The organism is Streptomyces sp. NPDC002476 (assembly GCF_042889785.1).
In the GTDB taxonomy this organism is placed as follows: domain Bacteria; phylum Actinomycetota; class Actinomycetes; order Streptomycetales; family Streptomycetaceae; genus Streptomyces.
The window spans coordinates 102,567-125,153 of record NZ_JBIARH010000022.1 but is presented as its reverse complement, the minus strand read 5'-3'; the positions used below and the strand labels follow the sequence as shown (position 1 = coordinate 125,153).

Here is a 22,587-nt window from a genome sequence, read left to right as displayed (position 1 = left end):
TTCGGGCCATGGGGGAGTCGTCGACCGACGACAACGCCGCCGGGCGCCGCCCATCGCCCCGCGACGCCGACCCACCTATCCGCGCGACCTCTTACGACCTGGGGAGCAGGAGGGAGCGGGCTCCCGACGCCCTGCGACTCCGCCTCCCGCGTCGTCGGTCACCGACGCTCCTTCCCCGAGCTCTCAGCTGCTTTCGGGCAGGGGAGACCCCATCCGCCTCCCTCCTCCGCCCTGGATCCGAAGCCGCACGACGCCGCTCGCCGATCCACTCCCTCTTGTTCCCCAGGTCGTTACCCTGGGCGCGTGCCAAAGACGAAAAAGGCGAAGCCGGGCAAAAACGCGAAGACCAAGAACGCGAAGAAGCAGGACACGAAGCGGCAGGAATCGAAGCAGGAGATGCGGCGGCAGGAAGTGGACGGACCGGTCCGGTCCGAGGACGAGGTCGGCCTCGACTTCGCCCGCGCCTGGGTCGAGTTTCCCGACCCCGCCGACGACGAGCAGGTCTTCCGCTGCGACCTGACCTGGCTGACCTCCAGGTGGACCTGCGTCTTCGGCAGTGGCTGCCAGGGCATCCAGGCGGGCCGCGCGGACGACGGGTGCTGCACGCTGGGCGCGCACTTCTCCGACGAGGAGGACGAGGAGCGCGTGGCGGGCCACGTCGAGCGGCTGACCCCCGAGCTGTGGCAGTTCCACGACATCGGCACGGCGACGGGCTGGGTCCAGGTCGACGACGACGGGGAACGCCAGACGCGGCGCTGGAAGGGTTCGTGCATCTTCCAGAACCGTCCGGGCTTCGCCGCGGGCGCGGGCTGCTCGCTGCACATCCTGGCGCTGCGGGAGGGCCGGGAGCCCCTGGAGACCAAGCCGGACGTCTGCTGGCAGCTGCCGATCCGGCGCACGTACGAATGGATCGACCGGCCCGACGACACGCGCGTGCTCCAGGTGTCGATCGGTGAGTACGACCGCCGGGGCTGGGGGCCGGGCGGTCACGACCTGCACTGGTGGTGCACCTCGGCGACGTCGGCGCACGGCGCCGGGAAGCCGGTGTACGTGTCGTACCGCCCGGAACTGACCGAGCTGATGGGCAAGAAGGGGTACGAGCGACTCGCGGAGCTGTGCGAGGAGCGGATGGCCTCGCTGCTGCCGATGGCCCCGCACCCGGCGGACCCGGCGGATCACCCGGCCGATCGGGCCTGAGCGGGACGAGAAGGGCCCGGACAGGGCCGGAGGGGCGGCCGGGCCGGAGGAACGGCTGAGGACCGGCCGGGGCGGGGTTCGTCCCGGCCGGCCCGGTCGGCCGGGACCGCCCCGCTCCGTCCTCAGCGCCTCCGCGCGGAGCCGTCCGGTTCGGTGGGCGGCGCCGTACCCGTCGGGTCCGGGGTCGGCTCCGGCTCGGTGGGAGCCGGTTCCGTCGGTGACGGCGCGGGGTCGGTCGGCGTGGGAGTCGGGTCGGCCGGCCGCGTGGGCTCCGGCGAGGACGTGGGCTGCCACGGGGGTACGGACGGGCCGGGGCCGGGCACACCCGGGCGGGCCGGGCCCCCGGGCGACGGCACCGTCGCCCCGTTCCCCCGGATGGCCACGACGGAGCCCGAGGGGGTGAGGGCGACGCGCGCGCTCCACCGGCCGGCGGGTTCGCGCGAGCGGTCCACCAGGACCCGTACGGTGACGCTCTCGCCCGCGGCGAGCGTGCCCGAGGAACTGCTGAGGCGCAGCCACGGCACGTCCGCGCGGGCCGACCAGGCGACCGGGGCGCCGCCCGGGGCGGTCAGGCGGATCAGGGTGGTGGCCCCGTACGAACGGGCCTCGACGGTGAGCCCGCCGGCCGCACCGGGCATCCGGCCCGCGCCGATCACCTCGGCATGGACGTCCGCCGCGCGGCCCGCGCCGGAACCGGGACCGGGCCGGGCGTTCCCCGCGTTCTCGTAGTGGTCGCGCGGGTCGTCGAACTCGTGGCGGAGGTCCGCTTCGGTCGCCGCGACCGAGGAGCCCTCGTGCCCCTCGCCGGTCAGCGGAGCACCGCGGTAGGCGGTCCACAGCGCGATCACCGGGGCGGCGACGACCGTGGCCACCACCGTCGTCGTCACGACCCTGGCCCGCAGCCGGTCCCGGCGCGCGGCGTGGTCCTTCGGGTGCAGGGGGAAGCCCGCCCGGTCGAACCGGGGCCCGCCGGACCGGTTCCGCCGGGCGTGGACCAACGCCACGTACGCGGAGGGCCGCGGCGCGGGCACGACCGGCAGCGCGGTGTCCTGGGCAACGGCCGCGCCCGGCCAGGGGCCGTCGGCACCGGCCCGCTCGGCGGCCCGGCGGCAACGGGGGCAGTCGTCGACGTGCCGGACGAGTTCCCGGCGCAGGGTCGCCGAGAGCAGGACCCGATGGCCCCCGGTGAGCCGCGCCACGGTGGGGCAGTTGCCGGACTCGACGACGGCGAGAGCGGCACGGGTGCGCTCCACCTCGCAGGCGGCGGCGGCAAGGAGTTCGCGGGCGGCCGCCGGTTCGAGCCCCAGCACGGAGGCGACGGCGCGCGGGCCGAGGCGGTGGCGCACGGCGAGTTCGAGCGCCTCGCGCTGCTCGGGCGTGGTGCCCGCCGCCTCGGGCCAGGCCAGTTGGGCGAGTTCGCGACGGTGCGCCTCGGCGGCGGCCCCGGATTCGGCGGCGCGCTCCCGGACCGCCGGCGCACCACCCGGCACGAAGGCGGCGGGAGCGGGGGCGGGTTCGAGGCGGGAAGCGGGATCGGGGGCGGGGACCGTCGTGACGACGGCGGGGAGCGTACGGCGCCCGGAGCGCGCCCCCTGTGCGATCGGGCCGTCCGGCTGCTTGCCCGGGGGGCCGCCCGCCCGCTTCGCCTCCCGCCTCGCCTCCCGTCCGCGCTTCGCCGCCTGCTCGGCCGGCTGCCTCGCGGACGGCTTCCCCGCCCTGTGGTGATGCCCCCGGTGGCCCTGCTTCCGCTCGGTGAGCATGCGCAGGCACATCCACCTGGCCAGCGCGTACAGCCAGGATTTACGTTCCTCCTCCCCCTCGGGGCACCGCCCCTCCTGGCGTTCCGCGATCGCCAGCACACCGCCGAGCGCCTCCGTGGCGGCGTCGTGGTCGCAGAGCACGGAGAGGCAGTAGGTGAACAGGCCGTCGAGATGCGGCTCGCAGCGCACCGGGAGCCACTGCGGCACAGGCTGCGTCGAGGAGTGGGGCGCACGATGTCGCAACCGGTGTGCGCCGGTGGTGTGCGTAGGAGGCTCCAGCCTGCTGCTCATCATCCGGTGACCGTAGGCAGCAGGCAGCACGCCTTTGGCGCCCCTTCAGCACATTTAACCCTTACGGGTGAACGTATCGCTCGAAAGGGGACAGGAATCCAGGATTCAACCCCGATCCACCGCCGTTCCGCCCCGATCCGGCCGTGTTCCAGCATCGATTCAGCCGCGATCCAGCCCCGATCCGGTGCGTCGGAATCCACTATTCCGCCGGATGTGGCAGCGGCACAGGTGGGCGCACGCCCGCGCTCGCCGCCGTTCCCGAACGGTGCCCGACGGCACCGTCGTACCCCGCCTATACGGTTGCGTCATGGCTGCCCGTACGAAAACCGCGAAGGACCGACCGTCCTACCGCTGCACCGAGTGCGGCTGGACCACCGCCAAGTGGCTCGGCCGCTGCCCCGAATGCCACGCGTGGGGGACGGTCGAGGAGTTCGGCGGCGCCCCCGCCGTGCGGACCACCGCGGCCGGGCGGGTGAGCAGCGCCGCGCTGCCCATCGGCCAGGTCGACAGTCGGCAGGCCACCGCCCGGTCGACCGGTGTCGGCGAGCTGGACCGGGTGCTCGGCGGCGGCCTCGTCCCGGGGGCCGTCGTGCTGCTCGCGGGCGAGCCGGGCGTCGGCAAGTCGACGCTGCTGCTGGACGTGGCCGCCAAGGCGTCGAGCGAGGAGCACCGCACGCTGTACGTCACGGCCGAGGAGTCGGCGAGCCAGGTACGGCTGCGCGCCGACCGGATCCGGGCGATCAACGACCATCTGTTCCTCGCCGCCGAGACGGACCTGTCGGCGGTCCTCGGCCATCTGGACGCCGTCAAGCCCTCGCTCCTCGTCCTCGACTCGGTGCAGACCGTCGCCTCCCCCGAGATCGACGGGGCACCGGGCGGCATGGCGCAGGTGAGGGAGGTCGCCGGGGCGCTCATCCGGGCGTCCAAGGAGCGCGGCATGGCGACGCTCCTGGTCGGCCACGTGACCAAGGAGGGGGCGATCGCGGGGCCGCGGCTGCTGGAGCACCTCGTCGACGTGGTGCTGTCCTTCGAGGGCGACCGCCATGCCCGGCTGCGGCTCGTGCGGGGCGTCAAGAACAGGTACGGCGCGACCGACGAGGTCGGCTGCTTCGAGCTGCACGACGAGGGCATCACCGGCCTCGCCGACCCCTCCGGCCTGTTCCTCACCCGCCGCGACGAGCCCGTGCCCGGCACCTGCCTGACCGTCACTCTGGAGGGCAAGCGCCCGCTCGTCGCCGAGGTCCAGGCGCTGACGGTCGACTCGCAGATCCCGTCGCCCCGGCGCACCACCTCCGGGCTGGAGACGTCCCGGGTCTCGATGATGCTGGCGGTGCTGGAGCAGCGCGGCCGGATCAGCGCGCTCGGCAAGCGGGACATCTACAGCGCGACGGTCGGCGGCGTGAAGCTCTCCGAACCCGCTGCGGACCTCGCGGTCGCGCTGGCGCTGGCCAGCGCGGCGAGCGACACCCCCCTTCCCAAGAACCTCGTGGCGATCGGCGAAGTGGGCCTCGCGGGCGAGGTCAGACGGGTCACGGGGGTCCAGCGCAGGCTCGCCGAGGCGCACCGTCTGGGCTTCACGCACGCCCTGGTTCCGACCGATCCTGGAAGGGTTCCGGCCGGCATGAAGGTCATAGAAGTCGCCGATATGGGTGATGCCCTGAGAGTCCTCCCGCGCCGGTCTCGCGCACAGGCCCCCCAGGAGGAGAACGCGCGCCGGTAGACTTTGCCCTGGTCTCGCCCGTCCGTACGAACGGTTTGAGGAACACAAGGGCACCGCCAACCCGCGACCGGAGGAGTGCAGTGGCAGCCAGCGACCGGGCAACATCGCCCGGAAAGTCCGGCCAAAGCACCGGTGGCGAGGCGCTGATGCGCGCCTCGTTGTCCGCCGTCGCGCCCGGAATGGCGCTGCGCGACGGCCTGGAGCGCATCCTCCGCGGCAACACCGGCGGACTGGTCGTGCTCGGCATGGACAAGACCGTCGAGTCGATGTGCACCGGCGGGTTCGTGCTGGACGTGGAGTTCACCGCGACGCGCCTGCGCGAGCTGGCGAAGCTGGACGGGGCACTCATCCTCGACAAGGACATGACCAAGATCCTGCGCGCCGGCGTGCAGCTGGTCCCGGACGCCTCCATTCCCACGGAGGAGACCGGCACCCGCCACCGCACGGCCGACCGGGTCTCCAAGCAGTGCAACTTCCCGGTCGTCTCGGTCTCTCAGTCCATGCGCCTGATCGCGCTGTACGTGAACGGGGAGCGCCGGGTCCTGGAGGAGTCCGCCGCGATCCTCTCCCGGGCCAACCAGGCGCTCGCCACCCTGGAGCGGTACAAGCTCCGCCTCGACGAGGTCGCGGGCACGCTGTCGGCGCTGGAGATCGAGGACCTGGTGACGGTCCGGGACGTGGCGGCCGTGGCACAGCGGCTGGAGATGGTCCGCCTGATCGCCGCCGAGATCGCGGAGTACGTGGTGGAGCTGGGCACCGACGGCCGGCTCCTCTCGCTCCAGCTCGACGAATTGATCGCGGGCGTCGAGCCGGAGCGCGAGCTGGTCGTGCGCGACTACGTGCCGGAGCCGACCGCGAAGCGGTCCCGTACGGTCGCCGAGGCGCTGACCGAGCTCGACGGGCTCACCCACACCGAGCTGCTCGAACTTCCCGTGGTGGCACGGGCGCTGGGGTACAGCGGCTCTCCGGAGACGCTCGACTCCGCGGTATCGCCGCGCGGATTCCGGCTGCTGGCGAAGGTGCCGCGGCTGCCCAACGCGATCATCGACCGGCTGGTGGAGCACTTCGGCGGCCTGCAGAAGCTGCTCGCCGCCAGTGTGGACGACCTCCAGACGGTCGACGGGGTCGGCGAGGCCCGGGCGCGCAGCGTGCGCGAGGGGCTTTCACGGCTGGCCGAGTCGTCGATCCTCGAACGGTACGTCTGAGAGCGGTACGCCCGAGAAGGGTCCGGCGCGACCGAGAGCGGTCCGGTGGGGACAGAGCGGCCGACCTGGTCCAGATGCGGTCGGCGCCCGATCGGAAGGTCGCCCGACAGGCTCTCAGCGCCTCGTGGGCCCGCTCAGTCCTTCGCGAGGACGAACGAGGCCCGCTGCACCGGCTCGCCCGGCGCCTTCGCCTCGACCAGGTACGTACCGGGGTGCGCGGAGCGCGCGGGCTTCGTCGCGCAGTGCGCGTCGCTCTCCTTGCGGTCCCACTCCACGGTGTGGACGACGGTCGCGCCCGCCGGGATCCTCAGCAGCACGCTTCTTGAGGCACTCGGGCAGTCCTTGGAGGACCACACCTGACTGTCGTCGCCCCCCGCCTCGGTGACGGTGAGCACCGTGTTCTTCGGTCCGAGGTCGGCCTTGCAGTCGGCGGACGAGGTGTTCCTGGCGACCAGCCGGAACTTCGGCTTCTCGTCGGGGGCGTAGCTGATCTCGGTGTTCAGGCTCAACTGGAGTGCGCCCGGCGTGCAGGCGGGGAGCGGGGAGTTCGCGGGGAGCTGCTGGGCGGCTGTCGCGCCGCTGTCGCCCCCGACGCCCTCGGTCCCGTTGTCCGGACCACTGCCGGCGCCCGTACCGGCGGTGCCGGCACCGCTCGCGCCACCCTCGGAGCCCGTGCCCGTACCACCGCCATCCGATTCGTCCGACTCGTCGCGTCCGCCCGGCTGCTGGGTGAGCGCCGGGCCCGACGGGGTGGGCCCCGGGGTGATCGACCGGACGGGAGACGACCCGCCGGACCGCGAGTCGTCCGTGTTCCCCTTGCTGTCGTTGGAGGTGACGGCCCATACGATCAGCAGGACGAGCAACGCGACGAGCGTCAGCGCCACGGCCCTCCGGCGCCAGTAGATGGAGGAGGGAAGCGGCCCGATCGGATTACGCAAAGATCCCACGCCGCAAACTGTACGAGAGATCCGGGCCGACTCCCGCCCCACCCGCCGCCGGACCGCGAAGTTTTACGGATCATCATCTCGGTTCGTCCCTTTCTCTCCCCTCTTCTCGTCCACTTCTTGCATGCCCTTCGTCCCCTTCCTCCCCGCCCTCGTTCCCCGTCCAGGGAGCACCGGGAAGACCACCCCGTTCGGTTGACTACCCTCTGTCACATGGATAGTTCAGCCACTGCCCCGCTCTACCGGGACGTCACCGACTTTGCTCATGACATGCCGTCATGGGTACAACATCTGGCCGAGGCATGGACGGAGTTCGGTCTCCTGGTCTTCGGCGTCCTGTTCATCACCGGGTGGTGGCGGGCCCGCCGCGCCGACGAGGGCGCCCTCGCGCTGGCGGTGCTCGCGCCCGTCGCGACGGCGTTCGGCTACGTGGCCAGCGAGGCGCTGAAGTCGATGGTGACCGAGGAACGCCCGTGCCGCGCGGTGGCCGGGGCGGCGGCCTCATTGGTGCAGTGTCCGCCGGTGGGCGACTGGTCGTTCCCCAGCAATCACTCCGCGATCGCGGGTGCGGCGGCCGTCGCCGTGGCGATGTGCCGGCCCCTGCTGGCGTGGCTCACCGTGCCGATGGCCCTGCTGATGGCCTTCTCCCGGGTCTTCGTCGGGGTGCACTATCCGCACGATGTGGCGGTCGGGCTGGTCATGGGCGCATTGGTGTCGGCGGCGGTGATCCTCCTGCTGCGCCGCCCGGCGCAGTCGCTCGCCCTGACCGTACGGGGCAGCGGGGCGCCGATAGCCGCCCTGGTCTCCGGTCCGGGCACGGGCACCGTGCCGCGCAGCGGCCGGGGACGGCGGCGCGCCGGGCGGCGCTGACGACCCGGACGGACCGGGCGCGGGGGCGGGCCGGGACGCCGGACGGACCGGGGCGACTCGGCCGGCCCTCGCGGCCGGGACGCCGGGGCGGGCCCGGGTGCCGGGCCCGCCCCGGCACCCCCTTGGGCCGGTTGCCGGACACCGGAGGGACAAAAAGGGTGGCATTATCACCCCAAGGGCCCCCATGAGGAGCGACACCACCGTACGCGGAACCGTCGTCCGTTCTTCCGTGCCAGGATCGTCCGTGCGATGACTGCCATGACTGCGACACAGACGTCCCCCGCCTCCCTCCACACTCCCGTCATCGGGTGGTTCGAACAGCACGCCCGCGATCTGCCCTGGCGCCGTCCCGAAGCGGGCGCCTGGGGTGTGATGGTGAGCGAGTTCATGCTGCAGCAGACCCCCGTGAACCGGGTCCTCCCCGTATACGAGCAGTGGATGACCCGCTGGCCGCGCCCGGCCGACCTGGCCGCCGAGCCGCCCGGCGAGGCGGTCCGCGCCTGGGGCCGGCTCGGCTACCCGCGCCGGGCCCTGCGCCTGCACGGCGCCGCCCAGGCCATAACGGAACGGCACGGCGGCGACGTACCGAGCGAGCACGCCCAGCTGCTCGCGCTGCCCGGCATCGGCGAGTACACCGCGGCGGCCGTGGCCTCGTTCGCCTACGGACAGCGTCACGCCGTACTCGACACGAACGTCCGCCGGGTGTTCGCCCGGGCCGCGACCGGCATCCAGTACCCGCCGAACGCGACCACCGCCGCCGAGCGCAAGCTGGCCCGCGCGCTGCTCCCCGAGGAGGACGAGCGCGCCGCCCGCTGGGCCGCCGCGACGATGGAGCTCGGCGCCCTCGTCTGCACCGCCAAGAACGAGGACTGCACGCGCTGCCCGATCGCCTCGCAGTGCGCCTGGCGGCTGGCCGGGAAACCCGCGCACGAGGGGCCCCCGCGCCGCGGTCAGACGTACGCCGGGACGGACCGGCAGGTGCGCGGACGGCTGCTCGCCGTGCTGCGCGAGGCCGTGGCACCGGTGCCGCAGTCGGCTCTGGACGCGGTCTGGGACGAACCCGTGCAACGCGCCCGCGCCCTGGACGGCCTGGTCGCGGACGGCCTGGTCGAACCGCTGGCCGGCGGCCTCTACCGGCTGCCGCTGAGCTGATCCCCCGCCCCGTCCCACCCTCGTAGGCCCCGCTGTTACACAACCGATGGACAGCCGTGCGTCAGCGTATGGCTGCTCCGCACAACCTCGTGACAACGGCTCCGTAACGTCGTCGACGTCGCCCCGACCGATCGATGGGCGACGGCGGTCGAACGGGGCTCCACGGGGACGGAGGCGGTTGGAATGGCACAGGGCGAGGTACTCGGGTTCGAGGAGTACGTGCGCACCCGGCAGGACGCACTGCTGCGCAGCGCACGCCGACTGGTCCCCGACCCGGTGGACGCGCAGGACCTGCTGCAGACCGCCCTGGCCCGTACGTTCGGCCGCTGGGACGGCATCGCCGACAAGTCCCTCGCCGACGCCTACCTGCGCCGGGTCATGATCAACACCCGTACCGAGTGGTGGCGAGCCCGCAAGCTGGACGAGGTGCCCACCGAGCAGCTGCCCGACGCGAGCGTCGAGGACGGCACCGAGCAGCGGGCCGACCGCGCCCTGCTGATGGACGTGCTGGGCGTCCTGGCTCCCAAGCAGCGCAGCGTCGTCGTGCTGCGACACTGGGAGCAGATGAGTACCGAGGAGACGGCTGCCGCACTCGGCATGTCGGCCGGTACGGTGAAGAGCACGCTGCACCGTGCGCTGGCGCGCCTGCGCCAGGAGCTGGAGAGCCGCGAGGCGGCGAGCAGGGAGGCCCTGCTCGCCGAGGAGCGGCCGACGCCGGCGGCCGACCGCGGTCCGGTCCCCGGTGCCGCGATGCGCACCCGGGTACGGGAGCGGACGGGCAGGCGTATGGACGAACGGGGGCGGGAGCGGTGCGCGGCCTGACAGCCGGTGACGACGGCGGAAACCGCGGCGTGGCGGACGGGGCCGGACGGGCCGCCGTCCGCCGCGGCCGTTCCCCGGGCGGTCGCGCGGCGGGGACCGGGCGGGCCGCCGGGATCGGCTGGACGGCGGGCGCCACGACCCTGGTCGGGTTCACCGCTCTCGCCCTGCTCGCGGCCGGCTGCTCCAGCGGCGGCACCGGAACCCGGGACGAGGGCCCGGCGGGCACCCAGCCGGTCGCCCAGGTCACGCCGAGCCCCGGCGCGCCCACGGCGAAGCCCACGTACCGGGTCGACCCCGTGACGCTGATCAAGAAGGACCCCAAGGTCAGCGAGCGGGTCAGGGCCGATCTGAAGCCCTGCGCAGGCTCCGAGTACCCGGTGGACACCTCGTACGGAACGCTGACCGGCGGATCCTCCATCGATGTCGTGGTGAACGTGATGACCTGCGCCGATTCGGTGGGCGTCGGCACGTACGTGTACCGCAGGGAGTCCGGCGGCCTCTACCGGAACGTGTTCGCGATGGAGCAGCCCGCCGTGTACGGCACCATCGACCGCGGCGATCTGGTGGTGACGGCCCAGGCGTACGAGAAGAAGGACGCGGTCGCGTACCCCTCGGGCGAGGATGTGATCACCTACCGCTGGGCGGGCGACCGGTTCAATGAGCACGACCGCGTGCACAACGACTTCAACCGAGCCGTCGGCAGCGGAACGGCCGGACTTCCGGAATCCGCCGAGCCGGCGGGGAACTGAGAGCAGTTTCGATGGCCGAGACCCACGTCCTGTTCGTCGAGGACGACGACGTCATCCGCGAGGCCACCCAGCTCGCGCTGGAGCGCGACGGCTTCACCGTCACCGCGATGCCCGACGGCCTGTCGGGCCTCGACGCGTTCCGGGCCGACCGCCCCGACATCGCCCTGCTCGACGTGATGGTGCCGGGCCTGGACGGCGTCAGCCTCTGCCGCCGCATCCGCGACGAGTCGACGGTCCCCGTGATCATGCTGTCGGCCCGCGCGGACTCGATCGACGTGGTGCTCGGTCTGGAGGCCGGTGCCGACGACTACGTCACCAAACCCTTCGACGGGGCGGTCCTGGTCGCCCGGATCCGTGCCGTGCTGCGTCGCTTCGGCCACGCCTCGGGCGGGCAGCCGGGCGGCGGCGAACCGGAGTCCCGGCCCGTCGGCGGGGTGCATGTCTTCGGCGACCTGGAGGTCGATACCGAGGGCATGGAGGTCCTCCGGGGCGGCGAGCAGGTGGCGCTGACCCCGACCGAGATGCGGTTGCTGCTGGAGTTCTCCGCCGCGCCCGGCACGGTGCTCTCCCGCGACAAGCTCCTGGAGCGCGTCTGGGACTACGGCTGGGGCGGGGACACCCGGGTCGTGGACGTCCATGTGCAGCGGCTGCGCACCAAGATCGGCCAGGACCGGATCGAGACGGTCCGCGGCTTCGGCTACAAACTCAGGCCATGAGGCGGCCGGCGCTGCGGACGAGCGTCCGCTGGAAGATCAGCATCGCGATCGCCGCGGTCGGCGCGCTGACCGCGGTGGCGCTCAGCTTCGTCGTCCACAACGCCGCCCGGGTCTCGATGCTGGAGAACGCGCGCGAGGTGCAGCTGACACGGCTGACGTACGCGCATCTGCTGTACGAGGCGAAGAAGACGCAGAAGTCCGACCCCCGTTTCGGCGCCAAGCTCAACGACCCGTCGATGCCGAGCAGCCTGCGCGCGGAGGTCAGGAAGAACCACCGGGCCACGCATGTCGAGATACTGCGGAACGGGGTGCCCGACGTGTGGGCGGCGGTGCCGGTCGGCAACGACGACGTGCTCTCGCTGCACACCCGTTTCACCGGCCGCAGCGCCAAGATCATGGGCGATCTCGACCGGGCGCTGATCATCGGCTCGGTGTCGGTGGTGCTCGGCAGCTGTGCGCTGGGCGTGCTGATCGGCGGGCAGCTGTCGCGCCGGCTGCGCAAGGCCGCCGCGGCCGCGGGCAGGGTCGCCCAGGGCAACACGGACGTACGGGTGCGGGAGGCTGTCGGCGGAGTCGTCCTGGACGAGACCGACGAGCTGGCCCGCGCGGTGGACGCGCTGACCGACGCGTTGAACGAGCGGATCGAGGCGGAGCGCCGGGTCACCGCGGACATCGCGCACGAACTGCGGACGCCGGTGACCGGTCTGCTGACGGCGGCCGAGCTGCTGCCGCCGGGCCGCCCCACCGAGCTGGTACGGGACCGGGCGCAGGCGCTGCGCACCCTGGTCGAGGACGTGCTGGAGGTGGCCCGGCTGGACAGCGCCTCGGAGCGGGCCGAGCTCCAGGAGATCGCGCTGGGCGAGTTCGTCAGCCGACGGATCGCGCTGCTGGACCCGAACGTACGGGTGCGGGTCGTCCACGAGTCATGGGTGAGCACCGATCCACGCCGCCTGGAACGCATCCTCGGCAATCTGCTGGGCAACGCCGCGAAGCACGGTGCCACCCCGGTGGAGGTCACGGTCGAGGGCCGGGTGGTACGGATCCGTGACCACGGCCCCGGGTTCCCGGCGGCCCTGCTGCGCGAGGGCCCGAGCCGGTTCCGTACCGGAAGCAGCGACCGGGCGGGACACGGACACGGTCTCGGCCTGACCATCGCGGCCGGTCAGGCGAGGGTCCTCGGGGCCCGGCTGACCTTCCGCAACGCGGCCCCGGAGGGGGCGGCGAAGGGGGCGGGCGGGGCGATCGCCGTCCTGTGGCTGCCCGAGCACGCGCCGACGAACACCGGCAGCTTCCCGGTCCTGCGCCTGTCCGAGCAGCGCGCGGCGGACGACGACGCGGCGGGGAGCGGTACGGCGGGCAGGTCCCGGTCCGGCGCCTGAGACCGGACCACGACGCGACCGGACCACGACGCGACCGGACCACAACGCGGCGGGCTCCCGAGGGCATGTGCCCCGGGAGCCCGCCGCGCGAGGTGTGCGTCTGCCACGGGTCCGGATTCCCGGTCCATGAGGCCCGGACGCGTGACCCGTGAGGCCCGGTTCCGGGCCCGACGGTGGTCGGGTCAGACCCCGACGCCCTTCTGGTGCAGGAACGTGACCGGGTTGACCGCGGAGCCGTAGTCGGCGGTGTGGCGGATCTCGAAGTGCAGGTGCGGGCCGCTGGAGTTGCCGGTGTTGCCCGAGAGCGCGATCCGCTCGCCGGTCGTCACCTTCTGGCCGACGTGGACGTCGATCTGCGAGAGGTGCGCGTACTGCGAGTACGTACCGTTGCCGTGCTTGATCACGACGGCGTTGCCGTACGCGGGGCCGTCGCCGCCGCCGTTCGGGCCGGCCTTCACGACGACGCCGCTGTGCGCGGCCGTGACCTTCGTGCCGACCGGAACGGCGAAGTCCTGGCCGGAGTGCTTGTGGGCCCAGCGGCTGCCGTCGTTGCCGAAGCTCGCGCTCAGCTCGTAACGGCTCACCGGCTTCTCCCAGGAGGCCGCCTTCTTCGCGGCCGCCTTGACGGCCGCCACGCGCTCGGCCTCGGCGGCCTTGGCCGCCTTGCCCTGCACGGCCGCCTGCTTGGCGACCGAGTGGGCGGCGGTGCCGTCGATCAGGTTCGCGGCTTCGGGGGAGCCCATCGTGCCGGCCGCGAACGCAGCACTCGCACCGAGCGCCATCGTCGTTCCCAGGCCGGCTGCCACCACGGCGCCACGGACACGGGACAGGGACGGGCGGCGGGAGTGCTGGAACGGAACGCGCTTCGACATATGCGGAAATCCTCCGGGGATGACGGGACCCGACGCTTTCGGCCGGGCTGGCCGTTCCTTGGTAACCCGCACCCTTGCCGGTGCTCAAACCCCCCATCTACGAACAAAAGCCGTAGCCGAGAGCTCGCGAGGGCCCCGGAGTCCACCCCGCTCACCGCCGAATCCCACCCCGTCGACGCCGCCGCCCGGAGCAGATCCGCCGCAGCTCAAACCCTATATAAACGGACTAAACATACTGATCTCGGCTTTTTTGCACCGGTTCCCGACGCCCCTCCCGCGCGGGTGCGCACGCCGCCGCCGCGATCAGGGCGTTCTCCCCTATCGGCCGTAGTAGTCCCGAAAAGGCTGTGTGCCTTGTCACCGCCGACAGGCCCGGAAGGCGTCCGATCCCGGACCTCCGGCCCCGCGTCCGACCGCCGCGCGCGACACCGCACCGACGCGTGCGACGCCGGACCGAACGCACGGAGACGCCCGACCGAAGACATGGAAAAGGGGCTGCCCCGGACCGTTTCCAACGGTCCGGGGCAGCCCCTTCGGTCGTTCAGACGCCCGATCGCGCCTTCACGGCGTTCTCACGCGTCCGGTCACGCGTCCTTCGACAAGTTCGGACCCGCGCCGCCCGCCGCCTGCTCGATCGGCGGAACGTCGGGCAGCGCCGACTTCTCCTCGCCGCGGAAGGTGAACTTCTTCTCCTCACCCTCGCCCTCGGTGCCGACGACCACGATGTGGCCGGGTCGCAGCTCGCCGAAGAGGATCTTCTCGGAGAGGACGTCCTCGATCTCGCGCTGGATCGTCCGGCGCAGCGGCCGGGCGCCCATCACGGGGTCGTAGCCCTTCTTCGCCAGGAGCAACTTGGCCTCCGAGCTGAGCTCGATGCCCATGTCGCGGTCCTTCAGGCGCTCGTCCACCTTGGCGATCATGAGGTCGACGATCTGGATGATGTCTTCCTCGCTGAGCTGGTGGAAGACGACCGTGTCGTCGACACGGTTGAGGAACTCGGGGCGGAAGTGCTGCTTGAGCTCTTCGTTGACCTTGTTCTTCATCCGCTCGTAGCCGGTCTTGACGTCGCCCTGGGCGGCGAAGCCCAGGTTGAAGCCCTTGGAGATGTCCCGGGTCCCGAGGTTGGTCGTCATGATGATGACCGTGTTCTTGAAGTCCACGACCCGACCCTGGGAGTCGGTCAGACGACCGTCCTCCAGAATCTGGAGCAGGGAATTGAAGATATCGGGGTGGGCCTTCTCGACCTCGTCGAAGAGAACGACGGAGAACGGCTTGCGGCGCACCTTCTCGGTGAGCTGGCCACCCTCTTCGTAACCCACGTAACCGGGGGGAGAACCGAAGAGGCGGGAAACCGTGTGCTTCTCGCTGAACTCCGACATGTCGAGAGCGATCAGCGCGTCCTCGTCGCCGAAGAGGAATTCGGCGAGCGTCTTGGAGAGCTCGGTCTTACCGACACCGGACGGGCCGGCGAAGATGAACGAGCCACCGGGACGCTTCGGGTCCTTCAGACCGGCCCGCGTACGGCGGATCGCCTGCGAAAGGGCCTTGATGGCGTCCTTCTGACCGATGACGCGCTTGTGGAGCTCGTCCTCCATGCGCAGCAGACGCGAGGACTCCTCCTCCGTCAGCTTGAAGACGGGAATGCCGGTCGCGGTGGCCAGGACCTCGGCGATCAGCTCGCCGTCGACCTCGGCCACGACGTCCATGTCGCCGGCCTTCCATTCCTTCTCGCGCTTGTTCTTCGCGGCGAGGAGCTGCTTCTCCTTGTCGCGCAGGGACGCGGCCTTCTCGAAGTCCTGCGAGTCGATCGCGGACTCCTTGTCGCGGCGGACGCCCGCGATCTTCTCGTCGAACTCGCGGAGGTCCGGCGGCGCGGTCATCCGGCGGATGCGCATCCGGGAACCGGCCTCGTCGATCAGGTCGATCGCCTTGTCCGGCAGGAAGCGGTCCGAGATGTACCGGTCGGCCAGGGTCGCGGCCTGGACCAGTGCCTCGTCCGTGATGGAGACGCGGTGGTGGGCCTCGTAGCGGTCGCGCAGACCCTTGAGGATCTCGATCGCGTGCGGCAGCGAGGGCTCGGCGACCTGGATGGGCTGGAAGCGGCGCTCCAGCGCGGCGTCCTTCTCCAGGTGCTTGCGGTACTCGTCGAGCGTCGTGGCACCGATGGTCTGCAGCTCGCCGCGGGCCAGCATCGGCTTGAGGATGCTGGCGGCGTCGATCGCGCCCTCGGCGGCACCCGCACCCACCAGGGTGTGGAGCTCGTCGATGAACAGGATGATGTCGCCGCGGGTGCGGATCTCCTTGAGGACCTTCTTCAGGCGCTCCTCGAAGTCACCGCGGTAGCGGGAGCCGGCGACCAGGGCACCGAGGTCCAGGGTGTAGAGGTGCTTGTCCTTGAGGGTCTCGGGCACCTCGCCCTTGACGATGGCCTGCGCCAGTCCCTCGACGACCGCCGTCTTGCCGACGCCGGGCTCGCCGATGAGCACGGGGTTGTTCTTGGTGCGGCGGGACAGCACCTGCATGACCCGCTCGATCTCCTTCTCGCGCCCGATGACCGGGTCGAGCTTGGACTCCCGGGCGGCCTGGGTGAGATTCCGGCCGAACTGGTCGAGCACCAGGGACGTGGAAGGGGTGCCTTCCGCGGGTCCGCCCGCGGTGGCCGCCTCCTTGCTGCCGGAGTAACCGGAGAGCAGCTGGATGACCTGCTGCCGCACCCGGTTCAGGTCGGCTCCGAGCTTCACGAGGACCTGGGCGGCGACGCCCTCGCCCTCGCGGATCAGACCGAGCAGGATGTGCTCGGTACCGATGTAGTTGTGGCCGAGCTGGAGGGCCTCGCGGAGCGACAGCTCCAGGACCTTCTTGGCCCGGGGCGTGAAGGGGATGTGCCCGGACGGGGCCTGCTGGCCCTGGCCGATGATCTCCTCCACCTGCTGGCGGACCGCCTCGAGCGAGATCCCGAGGCTCTCCAGGGCCTTAGCGGCGACACCCTCACCCTCATGGATCAGGCCCAGGAGAATGTGCTCGGTGCCGATGTAGTTGTGGTTGAGCATCCGGGCTTCTTCCTGAGCCAGGACGACAACCCGCCGCGCGCGGTCGGTGAACCTCTCGAACATCGTTAATCGCTCCTCAGAGCGGTCAGGCAGTAAGGGGTCGGTCCCCTCCCTGTCCTTCCGCAGCTTAGTCCCGCAAGCGGGGACCGCTCATTCCAACTGCCGACACCGGCCGGATCACCCCGCTCCCGCGAGGACGGAGTTGCCGCCTCCCCGTCGTCCGAACGCCGACATCTGCTCCAACCCGATGGTGCGAGACGATGTTCCCGCAGGCCAGACAGATACGCCTTTCGCCAGTACGCCGTTGGCGAACGGGAGATGTCCGGGCCCGCGTGTCGCCCCTCCCCACTAGGGATGTCATACCCGCAATTACAGACAGTCCATGCGACGCGCGGCGGTTCCCTCCGCTACGGGCGAACATTTTTGCGCCGCCCAACCCGCCCATACGCCCCCATTCCGGACACACCGCACAACGGGACGTGAACACCACGTAACTCCGGAGGGCTGCCGGACGTTCCTCCGGCATGGCCGACACCTCCCCGCCGTCGCCCGACGGCGGAGGGAAGGGGCACGACGAGGGTGCGCGCTGGGCTCGGTGGTACGAGCGCGAGCTCGGCTGGACGACCGAGGGCGTCGCACCGGTGCGGCTGCCGACCGGTCTCCTCTTCGATGTCCTCGACGTGCCCGCGGCCGTGGGGCGCGCGGTGCTGCGGCGGGTGGGCCGCACCGGTCCGGTGGCGTCGACCGGCTCCCGGACGAGCCTGCTGGTGGCGGCGGGGAGCGCCGGGGAACTGCCCGGGCTGCTCGACTGGCTGGAGTGGGGCGGGGTCGCCCTCTCACTGACCGCCGTCGGCAGGGGCGGTCGGATCGAGGCGCCGGCACCGCCCGGTGGGGCGGCGGGCCGGCCAGGGGCCGCGGTGTGGTTGCGACCCCCCGGACTGCCGCGCGAGGGAGGGCCGGGCTCCCGGACCTCGCCGGCCTCGGGAGCAGGGGTGGGGATGCTCCCGATCTCGTGCGGCTCGTGGACGCGGTGGCAACCGAGTGCCACCGGGCCAGGTTGATGCGTGCCCGAGCGGGGCGGCCGACCGATGGGTCGACAGCTCAGCCGTTGGCCTTCTCGTAAGCCTCACGGATCTCGGCGGGGACACGGCCGCGGTCGTTCACGTTGTGACCGTTCTCGCGCGCCCACTTGCGGATCTCCGCGGTGTCCTTGTTGCCTCCGGCTACGGCGCGACCCCTGCCACGACCGGACGTCGCCCGGCCACCCGTGCGCCGGCCACTCTTGGTGTACGGCTCGAGAAGGCCGCGGAGCTTGTCCGCGTTGCTCGTGGTGAGGTCGATCTCGTACGTCTTGCCGTCGAGAGCGAACGTGACCGTCTCGTCCGCCTCGCCGCCGTCGAGGTCATCGACAAGAAGGACCTGAACCTTCTGTGCCACCGGATTTCCTTTCATCGAAAATGCAGTACGCGGAAAGGAAACCGCTTTTCTCCGGAAAACACAAACCCTCGGCAGAGGTTCAGGATCGCGAGAAGCCGGGAAACATGCGCGATTCGGACATAGGGCCACGGCTTCTTGTGGCCGTCACAGGTGCAGAAGCATCCGACTGTTGCCCAAGGTGTTCGGCTTCACTCGTTCGAGGCCCAGGAACTCCGCCACACCCTCGTCATAGGAACGCAGCAGCTCGCTGTAGACATCTCCGTCGACCGGCGTCTCTCCGATCTCGACGAAGCCGTGCTTCGCGAAGAAGTCGACTTCGAAGGTCAGACAGAAAACCCTGCGTACGCCCAGCCAACGGGCGGTCTGCAACAACTTGTCCAGTACTTGATGTCCGACTCCGGCGCCCCTGATGCCGTGATCGACCGCGAGAGTACGCACTTCGGCCAAGTCTTCCCACATCACGTGCAGTGCACCGCATCCGATGACACGGGCATCCTCGTCGCGTTCCGCGATCCAGAACTCCTGGATGTCCTCGTAAAGCGTCACCGTCGCTTTGTCGAGCAGGATGCCTTCACGTACGTACCCGTCGAGGAGACGGCGGACCGATGGCACATCACTGGTCCTGGCACGCCGGACGGTGACGGCCGTCTTTATAACCGACGGTCCGGTACGGAAATCGCTATGCGGAAGCTCAGAGGACATACCCCGACGCTATCGCCCGGAGGCGGGTCCGGCGTCATCGGCCGGAACACCGGACCGCTCTCCGGGCTGTTGTCCGCCCTGTTGTCCGGCCCGGTCCCCGGTTCGCCGTCCGGCCCGGTCGGCGGGCTGTCGCGCGGGCCGGTCCGCGGCCGGTTCCCCGGCCTCCCGGCTCCCTTCCCCGCCCGCGGGTGCGTTCGCCGGTTCGCCCTCCGGCTCGCCCGACGGAGGCCGTACCGGAACTTCGGACGAGATTTCGGCCCGCTCGTGCGGCACTTCGCGCTCCGGGGGCGGCGGAGCGTCCGGCAGACCCGGGCGAACGATCCGCATGGCGTCCCGGAGCGCCTGGCGCTGTTCGGCCGACATCATGCCGAAGAAGGCGACAAGGGCGGCCGCCGGGTTGTCGCTGCGCGACCATGCTTCGTTCATCAGCGCGGCCGAGTAGGCGGCGCGGGTGGAAACCGCCGTATATCGATATGCGCGGCCGTCGACTTCCCTGCGCACCCAGCCCTTCTGATGGAGATTGTCCATTACCGTCATGACGGTGGTGTAGGCGATGGAGCGTTCCCGTTGGAGGTCCTCCAGGACTTCTCGCACGGTGACCGGACGGTTCCATTGCCAGACCCGTGTCATCACGGCGTCTTCCAGTTCTCCCAATGGACGGGGCACAATGGCATTTTAGTGCCAATTGTCCGAAATGCACGGTTATTCATGCGACGAGAAAGGGCGCACGGCCATGACGAGCCGTGCGCCCTTTCGCATACCGCCGAAGGCATGCCGCCGGACGCGGAGTGCCGGGTACGGGAGTGTGCCGGGTAGAGAGTGCCGGACGGGGAGCGCTCAGGCGCCGCCGCTCCGGGCCTCCTGGACCGAATCGGAGCGGCTCATCGCCGCGTCCGCGGCCGCGTCCTCCTTGGCCTTGTTGGGACCACCCTGGCTCTTGATGATCGTCACGACGATGCCGATGAAGAAGACTGCCATCACCACGGGGGGCAGGAGCGCCGATACGTAGTCCATGGCTTCCAGGGTAGCGAGGCCGGTACGGACGTCCACGCGCACCCTCCGGGTGGCGGGACGGCCGTCCGGTCTCGCGCGGGGCGGCTATCCGACGGCCCGCTGCCTCGGCGGCGACGGCGGGGCCGGGCGGCGGCGCGGCGGGAACACCTCGGAGGGCTTGGGTGCCGCCGGGCGCTCGGACGGCGGGGCGGGCCGGGGCGGCTTCTCCGGGGTCCTGGGCCGTTCGGGTTCGGCGTCGCCGGTCCGGCCGCCGGGCAGGGCGAGGAGACGGCTGCGGGGCGCGGGGGCCGCCGCGGGCACGGCGCGCCCGGCGAGGCGGGCCCGTACCGACCGTTCCGCGAGCACCTGGCAGCGTTCCAGGAGCGCGGCCGCTGTCGGCCGGTGCCGCAGGGCGCGCAGCGCGGCGAGATCGTCGGAACAGGGGTCGTACCCGCCCGCGAGGGCGTCCTGGAGGAGTTCCAGGTAACCACTGGCGGAGCCGGGGAGGGCGTCGCGGTAGCGGGCGAGGTCGGCGAGGAGGAACGCGCGCAGCCGTCCCGCCTCGCCCACCGCCTCGTCGACCGCGCCCGCCAGCCGCAGGCAGTCCTGGACATCCTCTTCGGGCAGGGGGGCGGGGTGCAGGGCGACGGCGAGGGCGCGTCGGAGCACACGCAGCTCGTCCGCGCCGAACGCCATACCGCCGCGTGATCCGTAAGGCGTGGGCATGACGCGACAATACGTGCTAAATGGACAAAATCCGTTTAACTGGGCGTCGGCGGCGCGGCGGCGGCCCCCGTTCCGCCGCGCCGTTCCCGCAGGTGAGCCCGGTGCCCGCTACATCCGGGAGATATTCCGTTCGTACACCAGCCGCAGACCGATGAGGGTCAGCCACGGCTCGTGCTCGTCGATGACCGAGGACTCCCCCAACACCATCGGAGCAAGGCCGCCCGTCGCGATGACCGTGACGTCGTCGGGGTCGTCCGCCAGCTCCTTCTTCATCCGGGCGACGACACCGTCGACCTGGCCGGCGAAGCCGTAGATGATCCCCGCCTGCATCGCCTCGACCGTGTTCTTGCCGATCACGCTGCGCGGCCTGGCCAGCTCGATCTTGCGGAGCTGGGCGCCCTTGACGCCGAGCGCCTCGACCGAGATCTCGATGCCGGGAGCGATGACGCCACCGGTGTACTCGCCACGTGCGGAGACCGCGTCGAAGGTGGTGGCCGTGCCGAAGTCGACGACGATCGCCGGACCGCCGTACAGGTCGGCGGCGGCGGCCGCGTTGATGATGCGGTCCGCGCCGACCTCCTTCGGGTTGTCCATGAGGATCGGCACCCCGGTCTTGATGCCCGGTTCCACGAGGACCGCGGGAACGTCGCCGTAGTAACGGCGGGTCACCTCGCGCAGCTCGTGCAGGACGGCGGGGACCGTGGAGCAGATCGCGATGCCCTCGATGCCGTCGCCCAGCTCCTCGCCGAGCAGGGGGTGGGCGCCCATCAGGCCCTGGAGCAGGACCGCGAGTTCGTCGGCGGTGCGGCGGGCGTCGGTGGAGATCCGCCAGTGCTCGACGATCTCCTCGCCGTCGAACAGGCCGAGGACGGTGTGGGTGTTGCCGACGTCGATGGTGAGCAGCATCAGGCGTCGGTCCCGTCGGAGTCGGCGGTGTCGGTGTCGGTGTCGCGGAAGTCGAGGCCGATGTCGAGGATCGGCGAGGAGTGGGTGAGCGCGCCGACGGCCAGGTAGTCGACGCCCGCCTCCGCGTAGGCGCGCGCGGTGTCGAGGGAGAGGCGCCCGGACGACTCCAGGACCGCGCGTCCACCGACCAGGGCGACGGCCTCGGCGGTCTGCAGCGGCGTGAAGTTGTCCAGCAGAATCAGGTCGGCCCCCGCATCGAGGACCTCCCGTACCTGCTGGAGGGTGTCGACCTCGACCTCGATCGGCACGTCCGGAAACTCGTTCCGTACCCGCTTGAACGCCTCGGCCACCCCGCCCGCCGCGACGACGTGGTTGTCCTTGACCAGCGCCGCGTCCGACAGGGACATGCGGTGGTTGACGCCGCCGCCGCAGCGCACCGCGTACTTCTCCATGGCACGCAGGCCCGGGGTGGTCTTGCGGGTGTCACGGACCTTGGCCTTCGTGCCCTCCAGGACGTCGGCCCAGGCGCGGGTGGCGGTCGCGATGCCGGAGAGCCGGCACAGCAGGTTGAGCGCGCTGCGCTCGCCGGTCAGCAGGTCACGGGTGCGGGTGGTGACGGTCAGCAGCTTCTGGCCGGGGGCGACCCGGTCGCCGTCCTCGACGTGCCGCTCGACCGTGAACTCGTCGGCGCAGACGATCGACAGGACCGCCTCGGCGATGCGCAGACCGGCCACGACGCCGGCCTCGCGGGCGGTGAAGTCGCCGGTGGCCATGACGTCCTCGGCGACCGTGGCGACGGTGGTGACGTCGATCCCGCCGTCGAGGTCCTCCGCGAGGGCGACGTGCGCGACGTCCTCGACCTGGACCGGGTCCAGGCCCGCGTCGGCGAGGAGCCGGGCGAGGTCGGGGTCGAGGCCGCACTCCCATCCGTCGGTGTCGTGGGCCCCGTCGGCACCGCAGCCGCAGCCGTCACCGCAGCCGCCGCCCTCGGCGGGCGCGGGCGCACCGATCTGGATCAGCGGTACGTCCACGGGAGCGGGGCGCGGATTCTCTTCGGGCGTGCTCACGGTTGCGACTCCTCGGTCACGTCGGCGGG

The 22,587-nt window shown here is 71.5% G+C and carries 20 protein-coding genes and 1 pseudogene; 10 read left to right on the top strand and 11 right to left on the bottom strand.

The genetic code is table 11. The features are described 5' to 3' along the window. Window positions 1-303 precede the first annotated feature (303 nt). Window positions 304-1,197: a hypothetical protein gene (locus ACFYXM_RS23945; protein WP_389292166.1), complete on the top strand. Its 894-nt coding sequence runs from the start codon at window positions 304-306 to the stop codon at window positions 1,195-1,197. A gap of 122 nt (window positions 1,198-1,319) precedes the next feature. On the opposite strand, the gene ACFYXM_RS23940 is transcribed toward ACFYXM_RS23945, so the two are convergent. Then, window positions 1,320-3,251, bottom strand: coding sequence for a hypothetical protein (locus ACFYXM_RS23940; protein WP_389292165.1), 1,932 nt, complete (start codon window positions 3,249-3,251; stop codon window positions 1,320-1,322). Window positions 3,252-3,555: 304 nt separating this feature from the next. Here ACFYXM_RS23940 and radA point away from each other — a divergent pair, with 304 nt between their 5' ends. Further along, on the top strand, window positions 3,556-4,968 hold the full coding sequence (gene radA / locus ACFYXM_RS23935; RefSeq protein ID WP_389292163.1) for a DNA repair protein RadA: 1,413 nt from the start codon (window positions 3,556-3,558) through the stop codon (window positions 4,966-4,968). A gap of 80 nt (window positions 4,969-5,048) precedes the next feature. Next, window positions 5,049-6,173, top strand: a complete 1,125-nt coding sequence (gene disA / locus ACFYXM_RS23930) for a DNA integrity scanning diadenylate cyclase DisA (RefSeq protein WP_389292161.1) — start codon at window positions 5,049-5,051, stop codon at window positions 6,171-6,173. Between the two features lie 134 nt (window positions 6,174-6,307). Here disA and ACFYXM_RS23925 read toward each other — a convergent pair whose 3' ends face one another. After that, window positions 6,308-7,120: a hypothetical protein gene (locus ACFYXM_RS23925; protein ID WP_389292160.1), complete on the bottom strand. Its 813-nt coding sequence runs from the start codon at window positions 7,118-7,120 to the stop codon at window positions 6,308-6,310. Between the two features lie 210 nt (window positions 7,121-7,330). Here ACFYXM_RS23925 and ACFYXM_RS23920 point away from each other — a divergent pair, with 210 nt between their 5' ends. The 6 genes from ACFYXM_RS23920 to cseC all read left to right on the top strand — a co-directional run bounded on the left by ACFYXM_RS23920 (window position 7,331) and on the right by cseC (window position 12,805). Next, a complete protein-coding gene (locus tag ACFYXM_RS23920) occupies window positions 7,331-7,987 on the top strand; it encodes a phosphatase PAP2 family protein (RefSeq protein ID WP_389292158.1) in 657 nt (218 codons plus the stop codon). A 249-nt stretch (window positions 7,988-8,236) separates the two neighbouring features. Then, a complete protein-coding gene (locus ACFYXM_RS23915; protein WP_389292156.1) occupies window positions 8,237-9,139 on the top strand; it encodes an A/G-specific adenine glycosylase in 903 nt (300 codons plus the stop codon). A 183-nt stretch (window positions 9,140-9,322) separates the two neighbouring features. Then, a complete protein-coding gene (locus ACFYXM_RS23910) occupies window positions 9,323-9,961 on the top strand; it encodes a SigE family RNA polymerase sigma factor (RefSeq protein ID WP_389292155.1) in 639 nt (212 codons plus the stop codon). Continuing rightward, window positions 9,949-10,710, top strand: coding sequence for a hypothetical protein (locus ACFYXM_RS23905; RefSeq protein ID WP_389292153.1), 762 nt, complete (start codon window positions 9,949-9,951; stop codon window positions 10,708-10,710). Before ACFYXM_RS23910 ends, ACFYXM_RS23905 begins: the two co-directional genes overlap by 13 nt. Before the next feature lie 11 nt (window positions 10,711-10,721). Further along, window positions 10,722-11,426 carry a two-component system response regulator CseB gene (cseB, locus tag ACFYXM_RS23900; protein WP_389292151.1) on the top strand — a complete coding sequence of 235 codons (705 nt, stop codon included), beginning with the start codon at window positions 10,722-10,724 and terminating at the stop codon, window positions 11,424-11,426. After that, complete coding sequence (cseC, locus tag ACFYXM_RS23895; protein ID WP_389292185.1) at window positions 11,315-12,805, top strand: two-component system sensor histidine kinase CseC; 1,491 nt, start codon at window positions 11,315-11,317, stop codon at window positions 12,803-12,805. Before cseB ends, cseC begins: the two co-directional genes overlap by 112 nt. A 182-nt stretch (window positions 12,806-12,987) precedes the next feature. Here cseC and ACFYXM_RS23890 read toward each other — a convergent pair whose 3' ends face one another. After that, window positions 12,988-13,677, bottom strand: coding sequence for a M23 family metallopeptidase (locus tag ACFYXM_RS23890; RefSeq protein WP_389292149.1), 690 nt, complete (start codon window positions 13,675-13,677; stop codon window positions 12,988-12,990). Between the two features lie 584 nt (window positions 13,678-14,261). Then, a complete protein-coding gene (locus tag ACFYXM_RS23885) occupies window positions 14,262-16,790 on the bottom strand; it encodes an ATP-dependent Clp protease ATP-binding subunit (protein WP_389292147.1) in 2,529 nt (842 codons plus the stop codon). Window positions 16,791-17,251: 461 nt separating this feature from the next. On the opposite strand from ACFYXM_RS23885, the pseudogene ACFYXM_RS23880 reads away from it, so the two are divergent. Then, window positions 17,252-17,850 (top strand): annotated as a pseudogene (locus ACFYXM_RS23880) (SCO3374 family protein). Here the strand turns inward: ACFYXM_RS23880 and ACFYXM_RS23875 are convergent. The 7 genes from ACFYXM_RS23875 to nadC all read right to left on the bottom strand — a co-directional run bounded on the left by ACFYXM_RS23875 (window position 17,829) and on the right by nadC (window position 22,558). Further along, window positions 17,829-18,164: an Lsr2 family protein gene (locus ACFYXM_RS23875; RefSeq protein WP_389292145.1), complete on the bottom strand. Its 336-nt coding sequence runs from the start codon at window positions 18,162-18,164 to the stop codon at window positions 17,829-17,831. The pseudogene ACFYXM_RS23880 and the gene ACFYXM_RS23875 sit on opposite strands and share 22 nt — an antisense overlap. 144 nt (window positions 18,165-18,308) lie before the next feature. After that, entirely contained in the window at window positions 18,309-18,866 is a 558-nt protein-coding gene (locus ACFYXM_RS23870) for an amino-acid N-acetyltransferase (protein WP_389292144.1), read from the bottom strand. Between the two features lie 9 nt (window positions 18,867-18,875). Next, window positions 18,876-19,496 (bottom strand): BlaI/MecI/CopY family transcriptional regulator, encoded by a 621-nt coding sequence (locus ACFYXM_RS23865; protein ID WP_389292183.1) that lies wholly within the window; start codon window positions 19,494-19,496, stop codon window positions 18,876-18,878. Window positions 19,497-19,703: 207 nt separating this feature from the next. Further along, window positions 19,704-19,880: a hypothetical protein gene (locus ACFYXM_RS23860; protein ID WP_389292143.1), complete on the bottom strand. Its 177-nt coding sequence runs from the start codon at window positions 19,878-19,880 to the stop codon at window positions 19,704-19,706. A gap of 84 nt (window positions 19,881-19,964) precedes the next feature. Next, window positions 19,965-20,555 carry a hypothetical protein gene (locus ACFYXM_RS23855; protein WP_389292181.1) on the bottom strand — a complete coding sequence of 197 codons (591 nt, stop codon included), beginning with the start codon at window positions 20,553-20,555 and terminating at the stop codon, window positions 19,965-19,967. 138 nt (window positions 20,556-20,693) lie between these two features. Further along, window positions 20,694-21,491: a type III pantothenate kinase gene (locus ACFYXM_RS23850; protein WP_389292141.1), complete on the bottom strand. Its 798-nt coding sequence runs from the start codon at window positions 21,489-21,491 to the stop codon at window positions 20,694-20,696. Continuing rightward, entirely contained in the window at window positions 21,491-22,558 is a 1,068-nt protein-coding gene (nadC, locus tag ACFYXM_RS23845) for a carboxylating nicotinate-nucleotide diphosphorylase (protein WP_389292139.1), read from the bottom strand. Before nadC ends, ACFYXM_RS23850 begins: the two co-directional genes overlap by 1 nt. Window positions 22,559-22,587 lie beyond the last annotated feature (29 nt).